The organism is Halomonas alkaliantarctica (assembly GCF_029854215.1).
GTDB classification, from domain to species: Bacteria; Pseudomonadota; Gammaproteobacteria; order Pseudomonadales; family Halomonadaceae; genus Vreelandella; species Vreelandella alkaliantarctica_A.
Window position 1 is genome coordinate 3,612,414 of the sequence record NZ_CP122961.1, and the last position, 12,496, is coordinate 3,624,909.

Below are 12,496 nucleotides of genomic sequence, written 5' to 3' on the forward strand. Positions count from 1 at the left end.
GTTGGCATCGAGAGCATGTGTCGAATGCGCAAGACACTAAACTACCTCGCAAATCTAGTCGACCATACAAAAGTATATGTTGAACAATTGCGCTTAATGTTCAACATTAACCTCCCGTACGGGTCATTGACCCGTTGTATCACCCCCTTAACCACCACGCTCTTCACAACAAAAACTTGAGGAATAGTGCCATGCTCAAATCGAAATACAGCCTTCTACTCACTGGCTCTGCCTTGCTGTTAGGCCTTTCAACGGCTCAGGCGGCCGAGTACGAATGGAAATTTCAGGCGTCAGAAACCTCGGGCGAACCCAGCTTTAAGATCAAGCAGGAGTGGGCTGAGAAAATCACGGCAATGACCGATGGTCGTGTCGAGATCGAGGTAATGCCGATTAATTCAGTGGTGGGCCCCACCGAAACGCTGACCGCCGTTAGTGCCGGCATCCTTCAAGGCCACATGACGGATCCCAGCTACTTCTCCGGCCAGGACCCCGCTTTTGGCATGCTCGGCAACCTTGTCGGTGCCTGGCAGAACCCCTACGATTTCCTGGAGTACATGAAATACGGCGGCGGTGAAGAGCTTTACAACGAACTGGTCGAACCCTATGGCGCGCATTTGATCAGCGCAGCGACCTTTCCGTTGGAGTCGGTACCCTCCACGGTGCCCATCGAATCCATCGCTGACTTTGAAGGGCTAAAAATCCGTGCCCCTCAAGGCATGGTGTACAACATCTTCGAGCGCATTGGCGCCACGCCCGTCAACCTGCCGGGTTCTGAGGTGTACACCGGCCTGGAAAAAGGCGTGATTGACGCCGCGGACTCCACGGTGCTCTCGAATAACGACGCCATGGGTCTGCACGCTTTCGCCCCCTACCCGCTCTATCCTGGCTTCCACTCCATGCCCATGATCGCTGTGTCGATCAACAAAGACATCTGGGATGGCTTGCCCGAGGAACTGCAGACGACCCTAAATACCGCTTTTGATGGCATGGCCTACGACCTGATCGCCCGGCTCAAGGAGCAGGATATTGAGACCCTGCAACGGCTTCAGGATGACCCAGACGTTCACCCCTTCAACTTACCTGAAGAAGAGCGTCAGAAATTCCGCACCGCGGCTGAGCAGGAGTGGCAAGAGTGGGCGGGTGAAAATGAAATGACCCAGAAGGTTTATGATTCCGCGACCGCCTTTTTGCGCTCACGCAATCTGCTTTAACGCTCCGCTCTCAACGCTGCTTCATTAACCTAACCAACGCATCGCTCGGGAAGTATCCCGAGCGATGCGCGTAGAGTCGCGCCATGTCTCAAAAAACACCTGACAATCAATACCGTTCCCCACCCACCCATGATCTTCCCGAGATCCTCGAAACGGTGGAGGAGATCGCACCTGAACGTAATGCGTTAGACCGCCTGGTGGCACGGGGCGGCCGCGCTGTTTCCTGGTTGGTGCTGGTAGCGATGGGCATCAGCGTCGTCGAGGTATTCATGCGTTACGGGTTCAATAACCCCACCTCCTGGGTTCACGAAACCGTGGTATTTCTGATCGCCGTTATCTTTGTACTGGGTGGCCCTGCGGCCATGGCGCGCAATAGCCATATTCGCGTCAAGGTGCTGTACGACAGCGCTGGCCCCCGCTTGAAATGCTGGATGGATCGTTTCAACGATCTGCTCACCCTTATTTTTTGCCTGACAATGACTTACGCCGCTTTTCATATGTTTTGGGGAGCGTCGCATAATCCGCTTGGCGAATGGTCGCTGGAGCGCTCCGGCACCTCCTGGAACCCCCCTTTTCCGGCCATGGTCAAGGGCATGATTCTGTTTGCCCTGACGTTGATGGCCCTGCAGGCCACACTGCATCTTTGGCAATCGCTGAAGGCGAAACCCCGCACCGAGGAGGCGCGCTGATGGATATTTCAACCGCTACGATCCTCATGGTTGGGGCGATTTTCGCGCTGCTGGTCACCGGTCTGCCGCTGGCGTTTATCACCGGTTTGGTGGCCATGGCCTTCACCTTCGGCTGGTTCGGCGAGGCGGCACTGCCGCTGGTCACCAGCCGGGTCTATGGGTTTATCACCGAGTATTCGCTGGTGGCGGTGCCCATGTTCGTATTGATGGCATCACTGCTGGATCGCTCCGGCATCGCCAAAGACCTGTTCAACGCCATGCGCGTCTTCGCCGGTCGCCTGCCAGGTGGCGTGGCGGTGCAGACCATCGTCGTGGCGTTCTTCCTGGCCGCCCTTTCGGGCATCATCGGTGGTGAAATCGTGCTGCTGGGGATTCTGGCGCTGCCGCAAATGCTGCGCCTGGGATATGACAAGCATCTATCCATCGGGGTGGTGTGTGCCGGTGGCGCCTTGGGCACCATGATGCCGCCCTCCATCGTGCTGATTATCTACGGCCTGATCGCCAGCGTATCGATTGCAGACCTGTTTGCTGCGGCCGTAACCCCAGCAGTCATTCTAATGGGCTCCTACATTGCCTATGTACTGGTGCGCTGCCTGAGGAATCCCGCGCTAGGCCCTCCGTTGGATAAAGACACAGAGGATAACCCTTTCGCCAGTAAGTTGGAGGCAGTGAAAGCCATTCTGCTGCCCGGCCTGATTGCCTTTTTAGTACTGGGCACTATCTACGGTGGTATCGCCTCGGTCACCGAAGCAGCTGCCATGGGTGTCTTCGGCGTACTGCTGGCGACCATTGTGCGCGGCGAGTTTTCTCCCGGCATGCTGCACCACAGCCTGGGGCAGACAATGAACACCTGCGGCATGATCATCTGGATCGGCATCGGTGCCGCCGCCCTGGTGGGCGTCTATAACTTGATGGGCGGCAATCGCTTTGTTTCGAGCCTGATTCTCGGGCTCGACGTCGCGCCGATTGTGATCATACTGGTAATGATGGCGATCATGCTGGTGCTCGGGCTGTTCCTCGACTGGATCGGGATCGCCATGTTGGCCTTGCCCATCTTTCTGCCTATCGTTATTCAGCTCGGTTTCGACCCGATCTGGTTCGGCATTCTCTTCGCCGTGAATATGCAGGTATCGTTCCTGTCGCCGCCCTTCGGGCCCGCCGCCTTCTACCTTAAAAGCGTGGCACCGCCGGATATCAGCCTGAAGGATATCTACCTGTCCGTACTGCCCTTTATGGCCATTCAGCTGTGCATACTCGCGGCGCTATTGATGTGGCCGCAACTGGCCATTTGGCCGCTCTGATAACGACAAAACTGGCTTCATTAGGAGACCACCATGCGACTGATTCAGTGTGACCACCAGGGCCAGGTTCGCGCCGCTCTGGTCGAGAGTGAAGAGCAGGTCAGACTGCTCGACTGCGATACCTACACCCTGGCCAACCGGGCCATTAGCGCCGGTAAGCCGCTTAGCGACATGCTGACGGAAGCGCTGACCGACACGCGCCTGGATTATCAAGCGCTGGTCGATGCCAAGCAGCTGTTGCCTCCATTAACGCATACTGACCCGGCCCACTGCCTGGTCACCGGCACCGGCCTTACCCACCTGGGCAGTGCCGACACGCGCTCGGCGATGCACGCGAAAGCCCAAGCTGCTGAAGAAGACATGACCGACTCCATGCGCATGTTCAAGCTCGGCGTGGAGGGCGGCAAACCCGACGCAGGCCAGTTAGGTGCGCAGCCGGAGTGGTTCTATAAGGGTGACGGCCAGTGCGTGGTGGCGCCTGAAGCCGATATCCCCTCACCTGCCTTTGCCGAGGATGCAGGCGAGGAGCCGGAGCTGGCCGGGCTCTACGTGATTGGCGATGATGGCCAACCCTGGCGAGTCGGCTACGCTCTAGGTAATGAGTTTTCTGACCACGTGACCGAGCGCTTTAACTACCTATGGCTGGCCCACTCCAAGCTGCGCGCCTGCAGCTTTGGGCCCGAGCTATTGATTGGCGAGCTGCCCGCGCACTTAGAGGGCACAAGCCGTATCCAGCGCAGTGGCGAAACGGTTTGGGAGAAGCCCTTTCTAACCGGCGAGGCCAATATGGCTCACAGCCTGGCTAATCTGGAGTATCACCACTTTAAATACCCCGGTTTCCGCCGCCCCGGCGATGTGCATGTGCACTTTTTCGGTACCGCGACACTCAGCTTCGCCGACGGCATTAAGGTGCGCGAAGGTGATCGTTTTGAGATCAATATCCATGAATTTGGCCGCGCACTGCGCAACCCGCTACGGGTGGAAACAGACACTCAGACCATCAGCGTAAAATCGCTTTAACACCCGCATTTTTACACCAGCAGGAGGTTGTATGACTCTGGAAGGCAAACTACTTATTGGCCAGCAGGCCATCAGCGGCCAACAGGCTGACATTCAAGCGGTGAATCCCGCCACCGGCGAGACCCTCGCGCCCGCCTACCCCGGCGGCAGCAAAGCGGAAGTCGAGCAAGCGTGTGAACTTGCCGAAGCGGCGTACGCCACTTACCGCGAAACCTCGCTTGAAGACCGGGCCGTTTTCCTCGAAACCATCGCCAGCGAGATCGAGGCCATCGGCGAAGAGCTAACCGAGCGTGGCGTAGCCGAAACCGGCCTCCCCGAAGCTCGCTTGCAGGGCGAGCGTGGCCGCACCTGCGGTCAGCTACGTTTGTTTGCCAACGTAGTGCGGGCTGGCGAGTGGCTCGATGTGCGCATTGATCCCGCCCTGCCGGACCGTGAGCCGCTGCCGCGTGCCGACCTGCGCCAGCGGCATATTGCGCTGGGCCCGGTGGCGGTGTTTGGTGCCAGCAACTTCCCGCTCGCCTTTAGTGTGGCCGGTGGCGATACTGCCTCCGCACTGGCGGCTGGCTGCCCGGTAGTGGTCAAGGGCCACTCTGCCCACCCCGGCACGTCTGAACTGGTGGGTCGTGCCATTCAACGCGCCGTTGCCAAGTGCAACCTGCCTGAAGGCGTTTTCTCACTGCTGTTTGGCTCAGGCCGCGACATCGGCCAGGCACTGGTCGCTGACCCGCGCATCCAGGCGGTGGGCTTCACCGGTTCGCGCAGTGGGGGCACGGCACTCATGGCCACTGCCCAAGCGCGGCCACAGCCAATCCCCGTCTACGCCGAGATGAGCTCGATCAATCCGGTCTTTCTGCTGCCGGAAGCCCTCAAGGCACGCGGCAAAGCCATCGCCGAAGGGTTTGTCGGCTCACTTAACATGGGCGCCGGGCAGTTCTGCACCAACCCTGGGTTGGTGATTGCGATTCAGGGCCCGGAGCTGGATTCCTTCGTTGAAGCGGCCGGTGAAGCGGTCAAGGGCAGCGCTGCGCAAACCATGCTGACGCCAGGCATTCACGACGCTTACCAGCAGGGTGTTGATCGGCTCGCCAAACACGCCAAGGTCACCGAGGTCGCACGTGGTCAAGCGGGTGAAACAGCGAACCCTTGCCAAGCGGGACTGTTCGTTACCCAGGCCGAGGCATTCCTCAATGACCCCGCCCTTCAAGAAGAGGTGTTTGGTTCAACTTCGTTGGTGATCGCCTGTGCGGACGCTCTGGAAGTGGCACGGGTGGCTGCTCAGTTGGAAGGTCAGCTCACCATTACGCTACAGATGGATGACGGTGACTTGGCGACAGCCAAGCAACTACTGCCGACGCTGGAGCGCAAGGCGGGCCGTATTCTGGCCAACGGCTGGCCGACGGGTGTAGAAGTGTGCCACGCCATGGTACATGGCGGCCCTTACCCAGCAACCTCGGATTCACGCACGACCTCAGTAGGTAGCGCGGCCATTTTCCGCTTCCTGCGCCCAGTGTGCTACCAAGCGCTGCCGGAAGGATTACTGCCTGAAGCGATCCGTGACGGTAACCCTTGTGGGGTATCACGCCTGGTCGATGGTAAGCGTGAATAACGTGTAATAAAGCCAGCGATGGCTTCATGATAGTCTTATAAAACAGAGACTCACGACTAAGCGCAGCGAGGCCATGTTTGCCTCGCTGCACTTATTTCATGCCATTTTTTATCTCTATCCTGAAACCCGTTACCCTCTTCACATACACGCAGCCTATGGGTGAATGCTCTTTATGCAATAACGCCACCATAAGCTCTCTTAAAGCATGATGATGGCGTCATTAAGCCCATAGCTGGCAGACTAATAGGCACGTCCTGATTTATGTTGCTGATAGCGATAAGCTTTGATCAATAGCGGTGAGCACCATAGCAGAATCACCGCAATGCCAAGCCCAGCACTAATCGGTCTCGCAAAGAAGCTCGTTAAGTCACCACCGGTTCGCAGCATTGCGCTCATGAAATTATTTTCAACAACGGACCCCAACACTAGACCAAGAATAGCAGGCGCCATTGGGAAGTCATTGACCGCTAACACATAGGCCACGAACCCTACGATGAGCATTAACCAAATATCCACAACACTATTATTAATAGCGAAAGCCCCCACAATGCAAAAGCACAGTATTATGGGCATTAGCACACGGCTGGGTGTAAGAATGAAAAATTTTGAAAGTCGGATAGCCATATAGCCAATAGGTAGCATCATCAAGTTAGCTAAGATAAACACCATAAATAGCGCATAGATCAATCCACTCCCATCCATAAAGATAGTGGGCCCCGGATTCATTCCTTTCATATATAAAACGCCAATGACGATGGCGGTAATGGAATCACCAGGAATCCCAAAGACTAAAGCGGGCACCCATGCACCACTGATACCTGAATTATTAGCGGAGCTTGCATCTACAATGCCTTCTATATTGCCGGTGCCATATTTGGCACTCTCTTTTGACCTACCTTTTCCTACACCATACGAGATCCAGGCCGCAATATCTGCACCTGCACCCGGCAGTGCACCAATCAACGTGCCAATAGAGCTACCACGCACCATATTACGCCAGTAACGTTTTATATACCCAGGCACATGGTGGAAGACACTATCGTTATCGACGATAGTGATTTGTTTCTTCTCAGATTTTGAACCGTAATAGCTCATCAATTCATTGAGAGCAAACATACCAATCATGACGGGTATGAAATTAATACCTGCCATAAGGTCAGGCACCCCAAATGTAAAACGTGGAGCACCACTCATCATATCAAGCCCTACGGTTGAAAGCAGGATGCCAAAAAGCAGTGAGAGAAATGCTTTTGTTCTAGAACCAACTGAGATAAAAATTGAGCAGCTTAACCCAAGCACTGCAAGCCAAAAGTACTCAAATGCACTGAACTGCAGCGCTACCTCAGCCAGGGATTGAGCCACAACAATTAAAACAATAGTGCCAAAAATACCGCCAAAAACGGAACATACTAAGTTAATACCTAAGGCTTCTCTCGCCCTGCCTTTTTTCGCTAATGCGTAGGATTCCCCTACATAAGCAGCGGATGCAGGCGTACCCGGTATATTCAGATAGGTGCCCGGAATATCACCTGCAAAGATAGCCATCGCCGATGTCGTTACAATGGCAGCAATAGCGGGGATAGTATCCATATAGAAAGTCAAAGGGACTAATAGCGCTACTGCCATTGTCGCAGTAAGGCCGGGGACTGCCCCTACAAATATACCGAACAATGAAGCCGCTAAAATAACCAATATGGTTTCAAAATTTAAAACCAGCCCAACCCCGTTCATTAAGATATCCATGGCAGGCTACCTCCCAATAGAACACCTTGCGGCAATGGAACAAGCAAGTAGCGAGAGAAGATAAAATAGATAGCTGATGACACTGCCACAGAGGTCGCCAATGCTATGTAGGGCGATGTTTTTCTTAATAACATAAGCAAAAACAAAATGACCATTATCGTCAGCATTGCACCAAGGTATTCGCTTGCCAGGATATAAAAGACAATTGATATTGGTGGCAACAACATTGCCCAATTCGTTTTTTTAGACGGTGGATCAGCTAGGGCTGGATTATCGTGTACTTCTTGCACGACAGCTTTTTTTCTAAGCCATAATGCATTAAAGGCAAGTACAGCCCCGCCGAGGCAAAATCCCCCTCCTATGAGGGAGGGGAAAAGCGAAGGTCCATACTGCAGGCTTGGTAGAGTAGGAAACTGCTGGGCAGTAATGATCGTAACAATCCCAGCAATAACAAACCCCATTCCGGCGAAAAAATCCCGCATTGTCATTCCTCAGTTAGCTAAGCCAACTTGTTCAACAATTTCACCGAATACGCCATCCATCTCTTTCATGAGCTGGCCGAACTCTTCCGCATTACGCCACTCGGTACCAAAACCTTGCTGACTCATAAATCCTTGATAGGTATCACTGTTATAAGCAGCCTCTAGTGCTGACTCCAATGTTGCGACTACCTCTGGATCCATGCCTTTAGGCCCTGCAATTCCACGCCACTCACCTACTTGATAGCTACTACCGATTAACTCATTAGTGGTGGGAACGTCAGGAAAGCTGGGTATACGCTCTGGAGACATGACCGCAAAGCTTTTAACGCGACCTGCCTCAATCATTGAGCGGGCTTCAGGCACCGAGCTTGGCACAATATCAATACCCCCAGATACCAGCTCTGTCATCGCTGGTGCTGCTCCTTCACTAGGAATCCAAATCACTTTGTCGGCGGGAATACCTTGATCCATCAAAAAGCCAGCAAAGGCTAGATGCCACACCCCGCCTTGGCCAGTACCCGAAGCAGTAAACGTGCCTTTAGGCTCAGAGCGTATAGCGTCAAGGAGTTCTTCAAGAGTTCCATAAGGAGAGTCGGCTGCTACCTGTATGCCTGGAAAGTCATAGTTGATTTGAGCAATAGGCGTAAAGTCCTCATAAGTAAGGTTCGTTAAACCCAACCAATGCATCATGTTAACTTCGCCTGTCGCCAAGCCAATCGTGTAGCCATCCGGCTCAGCATTAATCATGGCGGTATGCCCCACAACGCCACTGCCGCCTGTGCGATTGACAACATTGACGTTCTGGCCCAGCTCCTCTTCCAGAGCACGAGCGATAGTTCGCGCCGTCGCATCAGTGCCACCACCAGCAGCCCAAGGCACAATTAACGTAAGGGGGCGTTCGGGGTAATCCGCAAGGGCAGAGCCAGACGCTGTCATAACAGCTGCTGCTATACTTGAAGCCAAAATAGTTTTTAGGGAATGATTTGTAATTATCATATTTATATTCCTTTAGTAATGTATTGCTTACAATTGATTATCATTTTTGGAACTGTATGCTTTATTTCGTTACGTTTTGTTGTTAAAAACCTCCTTCACGGACTATTAAGTGGATAGAACTCTCTTTATCAGAAAACTTCTTTGAGCATGTTATAAAAGTCTTCCTTAGAGGGTATACGCGGATTAGTCGCCGTGGAATGATCTTCCAATGCCCACTGCGCTAGTTGATCCAAGTGCTCTTCCATGACGCCCATTTCGCTCAAGCTAGTAGGCATGCCCAATTTCACATTGAGCTTTTCAAATGCTTCAGCTAAATCGTCATTAGAGTCGAGACCCATCGCATCTTTGAGACGAGCAAATTTTTCCTCACAGCCAGGCTGGTTAAATCTAAGAACTGTCGGCATCAACACGGCATTGAGCGTGCCGTGATGAAGCTTTAACTCATGCAGGCCGCCTAATGCATGGGATAAGGAGTGCACCGCTCCCAGTCCTTTCTGAAAAGCCATGGCACCTTCAAGGGCGGCCATCATCATTTCATTTCTAGCGGTCAAGTTCTCGCCGTTTTCAACGGCCTCAATAAGATATCGGCTAGCACGCGTCAGCCCATCCAAAGCAATTGCTTCAGCCGGAGGATTCACTTTGGGGCTTAAAAAGGTTTCAACGCAGTGAGCAATCGCGTCCATACCCGTGGCGGCGGTCAAAAAGGGTGGTAGACCCAGCGTCAAACGAGGATCACAAATAGCAACTGAGGGAATCAGGTAAGGAGAAAGAAAGCCAAGTTTGCGATTGTCTTTCATGGTAATCAATGAGGCTCTTCCCACCTCACTACCGGTTCCCGCCGTTGTCGGTATTGCGATTAATGGCAGCACATCGGCTTTAATTTTTGTTACGCCGCCTTCAATCGCAGCGTATTGGCGTAACGGGCCAGGATGATTAAAAAGTAAGGCGACCGCTTTAGCTAAATCAATGCTGGAACCACCGCCAACAGCAATAATGCCATCACATTCGTTTGCACGCAGGTAAGTAAGCGCTTGCTCTACCGCGACTTCCGTAGGGTTTGACGGCGTATCATCAAAAACATGGGCGCCATCATCAAGCTGAGCAGACTCGATAACGTGTGCGATGAGAGGGGTAGCACTGAGCCCCTTATCGGTCACAAACAACGGTCGCTTTACAGTCAGCAATTGCAGCTCATTGGCTAATTCGGCAATAGCGCTTTCACCAAACTGAATTTTTGTTAAATAATTGATTATATAGGGCATTTTAATTTCTCATTATTATTTTGCTCGTGAACCTAGTCATCATTTTAATCGAGGTATCATACAGCATGAATGCATTCATGCATGATAAGAGCTTAGTAATGTATTTTACTGCTGCCAAGGCCTTTGCAAAAAACGCCTAAAAACTGTCAGCGGCGGCTCAAATGGCGACATGTTCACGCTGCCCATCCACCACGCGGATTACCTTCAGGGGGTTGCTGTCCTTCAGCGCCTCCGTCAGCAAGACCATGGGGATATCTTGGTAACACACAGGCCGTAAAAAGCGCTGAATGGCTGTGCTGCCTTCGGAGGTGGTGCGCATATCCAGTGCCGCCGGGAATGGGCCTTCAAGCACCATGGCATTGCACACTTCCACACCCGTAGGCCAGTCGTTGTCCAGAATTCATCCCGCCTTGCGTTCCAGCATAGCAATAGCTGAGCTGGCTTCCCGCTGTGCCGCAATCGGCAATTAGCGTTGTGGGCCGCGTGTATGAAAGCAATCTAGATCAAATGACCATTGCGCTCAATGAACATTATATAGAACAATAGTCTAATCGACGTACGCGGATGGCTTGCTAGAGTGCATCCACAATGATCGCTTTTGCGCTTGTGCCTAGCCCTTGCCACAAAAGCCCAATAATCAGCTTGAGGTAAACGATGAATCTCATTAATTCCCCGTCAGTAATTATTCATCTCAACCCGCGGGATAACGTCGGCGTTGCCTCAAAAGCAGTTCCAAAAAATATTCCCATTGATAAAAAAGGCACGCTTGCCCAAGAAAATATTGATGCGGGACATAAAGTTGCACTCACACATATCAAAAATGGCGAGTCCATCTTTAAATATGGCCAACTGATTGGGCTCGCTGCACGGGATATTGATCCTGGTGAGCATGTACACACCCACAATCTCACCATGATTGAACTCAGTTCTTCTTTGGAAGATTTTCAACCCCATCAAAAAACCGCCGCCGTTAGCCATTCACGGACGTTCCAGGGCTTCCAACGGGCTGATGGTAATGTGGGAACGCGTAACTATATTGGTATTCTCTCTACTGTGAACTGTTCTGCCACAGTGGCTAAAGCCGCGGCAGACGTGCTCAATCAGTCTGGGGAATTAAGCCAAATGGGGTTCGATGGTGTAGTGGCCATTACCCATGGTTCGGGTTGCGCCATGAATACTGACTCAGAAGGGTTTTCCTTTCTTGAGCGTGTTATAGCCGGGTATGCCCAGCACCCCAACTTTGCCTTTGTACTCATTATTGGCCTTGGCTGTGAGACCAACCAAGTCAAAACATTAGTCAAAAGAAAGGGGCTGGAAGATGCCACACGGCTGGCTTACTTTAATATTCAAGACGCGGGAGGAACACGCACTAGTATCAAAAAGGCCTGTGATCAGATCATGCAAATGGCTACCCAACACGGCCAACAGCAACGTGCCCCCGCCTCTATTGAACATTTAGTGGTTGCCTTGCAGTGCGGCGGTTCAGACGGCTACTCTGGTATTACCGCCAACCCCGCTTTGGGCCATGCTGCCGATCTTATCGTGCAACATGGAGGCAGCGTTATACTCGCAGAAACCCCCGAAATCTATGGCGCTGAAAACCTCCTGATAGACCGCTCCATTAATGAGAACGTCGCCCAGAAACTACTCGATCGGATCACTTGGTGGAAACATTACACTGAGATAAATGGGGCTGAGTTAAACAACAACCCTTCCCCAGGCAATAAAGCGGGTGGGCTATCAACTATCCTGGAAAAATCATTGGGCGCGGTAGCGAAAGGCGGTACGTCGAGTCTTAATGATGTGCTGCTGTATGCTGAGAAGATCACAACGCGCGGCTTTAACTTTATGGATAGCCCTGGCTATGACCCAATTTCGGTCACGGGCCAAATCGCCTCAGGTTCTAACGTAGTTTGCTTTACTACTGGGCGAGGTTCAGTTTCAGGCTTTAAACCCGCTCCCTGCCTCAAGCTCGCAACGAATACCTCCATGTATGAGAAAATGCATGAAGACATGGATATAAACTGTGGCGTTATTGTTGATGGCACTGACAGTGTAGAAAGTGTTGGAGAGCAAATCTTTGAGCGTATTATTGCCATCGCTTCAGGCGATATGAGCGCCAGCGAATCACTGGGTTACGGTAATAATGAATTCGTTCCCTGGCTGGTAGGCGCCGTTACCTAAAT

General features: G+C 52.6%; 10 protein-coding genes and 1 pseudogene. 6 read left to right on the top strand and 5 right to left on the bottom strand.

The window, feature by feature from the left end; genetic code table 11:
• The first annotated feature begins 191 nt into the window (after window positions 1-191).
• The 5 genes from QEN58_RS16595 (at window position 192) to QEN58_RS16615 (ending at window position 5,827) form a co-directional block, all read left to right on the top strand.
• Window positions 192-1,211: a TRAP transporter substrate-binding protein gene (locus QEN58_RS16595; protein WP_280104702.1), complete on the top strand. Its 1,020-nt coding sequence runs from the start codon at window positions 192-194 to the stop codon at window positions 1,209-1,211.
• Window positions 1,212-1,294: 83 nt separating this feature from the next.
• Window positions 1,295-1,900 (top strand): TRAP transporter small permease subunit, encoded by a 606-nt coding sequence (locus QEN58_RS16600; protein ID WP_273193891.1) that lies wholly within the window; start codon window positions 1,295-1,297, stop codon window positions 1,898-1,900.
• Window positions 1,900-3,201: a TRAP transporter large permease gene (locus QEN58_RS16605; RefSeq protein ID WP_133733254.1), complete on the top strand. Its 1,302-nt coding sequence runs from the start codon at window positions 1,900-1,902 to the stop codon at window positions 3,199-3,201. The genes QEN58_RS16600 and QEN58_RS16605 overlap by 1 nt, the downstream gene beginning before the upstream one ends.
• A gap of 33 nt (window positions 3,202-3,234) precedes the next feature.
• Window positions 3,235-4,221, top strand: coding sequence for an AraD1 family protein (gene araD1 / locus QEN58_RS16610; RefSeq protein WP_280104703.1), 987 nt, complete (start codon window positions 3,235-3,237; stop codon window positions 4,219-4,221).
• A gap of 31 nt (window positions 4,222-4,252) precedes the next feature.
• A complete protein-coding gene (locus tag QEN58_RS16615; protein WP_280104704.1) occupies window positions 4,253-5,827 on the top strand; it encodes an aldehyde dehydrogenase (NADP(+)) in 1,575 nt (524 codons plus the stop codon).
• 240 nt (window positions 5,828-6,067) lie between these two features.
• Here QEN58_RS16615 and QEN58_RS16620 read toward each other — a convergent pair whose 3' ends face one another.
• From QEN58_RS16620 to QEN58_RS16640, 5 genes and pseudogenes are all read right to left on the bottom strand, one after another.
• Window positions 6,068-7,570 carry a tripartite tricarboxylate transporter permease gene (locus QEN58_RS16620; RefSeq protein ID WP_280104705.1) on the bottom strand — a complete coding sequence of 501 codons (1,503 nt, stop codon included), beginning with the start codon at window positions 7,568-7,570 and terminating at the stop codon, window positions 6,068-6,070.
• A complete protein-coding gene (locus QEN58_RS16625) occupies window positions 7,558-8,052 on the bottom strand; it encodes a tripartite tricarboxylate transporter TctB family protein (RefSeq protein ID WP_280104706.1) in 495 nt (164 codons plus the stop codon). The genes QEN58_RS16620 and QEN58_RS16625 overlap by 13 nt, the downstream gene beginning before the upstream one ends.
• Before the next feature lie 9 nt (window positions 8,053-8,061).
• Window positions 8,062-8,988: a tripartite tricarboxylate transporter substrate binding protein gene (locus QEN58_RS16630; protein ID WP_280104707.1), complete on the bottom strand. Its 927-nt coding sequence runs from the start codon at window positions 8,986-8,988 to the stop codon at window positions 8,062-8,064.
• A 188-nt stretch (window positions 8,989-9,176) separates the two neighbouring features.
• A complete protein-coding gene (locus QEN58_RS16635; RefSeq protein ID WP_280104708.1) occupies window positions 9,177-10,310 on the bottom strand; it encodes an iron-containing alcohol dehydrogenase in 1,134 nt (377 codons plus the stop codon).
• Between the two features lie 157 nt (window positions 10,311-10,467).
• Window positions 10,468-10,734: pseudogene (locus QEN58_RS16640) on the bottom strand (aldehyde dehydrogenase (NADP(+))); the annotation flags it as partial.
• 230 nt (window positions 10,735-10,964) lie between these two features.
• Between QEN58_RS16640 and QEN58_RS16645 the strand changes: the two are divergent.
• Entirely contained in the window at window positions 10,965-12,494 is a 1,530-nt protein-coding gene (locus tag QEN58_RS16645; RefSeq protein ID WP_280104709.1) for a UxaA family hydrolase, read from the top strand.
• Window positions 12,495-12,496: the final 2 nt, after the last annotated feature.

What these genes read in the sequence shown, in the direction of transcription:
- QEN58_RS16595 (WP_280104702.1), top strand. Translation starts at nt 192, where the DNA reads ATGCTCAAATCGAAATACAGCCTTCTACTCACTGGCTCTGCCTTGCTG.
- QEN58_RS16600 (WP_273193891.1), top strand. Translation starts at nt 1,295, where the DNA reads ATGTCTCAAAAAACACCTGACAATCAATACCGTTCCCCACCCACCCAT.
- QEN58_RS16605 (WP_133733254.1), top strand. Translation starts at nt 1,900, where the DNA reads ATGGATATTTCAACCGCTACGATCCTCATGGTTGGGGCGATTTTCGCG.
- araD1 (WP_280104703.1), top strand. Translation starts at nt 3,235, where the DNA reads ATGCGACTGATTCAGTGTGACCACCAGGGCCAGGTTCGCGCCGCTCTG.
- QEN58_RS16615 (WP_280104704.1), top strand. Translation starts at nt 4,253, where the DNA reads ATGACTCTGGAAGGCAAACTACTTATTGGCCAGCAGGCCATCAGCGGC.
- QEN58_RS16620 (WP_280104705.1), bottom strand. Translation starts at nt 7,570, where the DNA reads ATGGATATCTTAATGAACGGGGTTGGGCTGGTTTTAAATTTTGAAACC.
- QEN58_RS16625 (WP_280104706.1), bottom strand. Translation starts at nt 8,052, where the DNA reads ATGCGGGATTTTTTCGCCGGAATGGGGTTTGTTATTGCTGGGATTGTT.
- QEN58_RS16630 (WP_280104707.1), bottom strand. Translation starts at nt 8,988, where the DNA reads ATGACAGCGTCTGGCTCTGCCCTTGCGGATTACCCCGAACGCCCCCTT.
- QEN58_RS16635 (WP_280104708.1), bottom strand. Translation starts at nt 10,310, where the DNA reads ATGCCCTATATAATCAATTATTTAACAAAAATTCAGTTTGGTGAAAGC.
- QEN58_RS16645 (WP_280104709.1), top strand. Translation starts at nt 10,965, where the DNA reads ATGAATCTCATTAATTCCCCGTCAGTAATTATTCATCTCAACCCGCGG.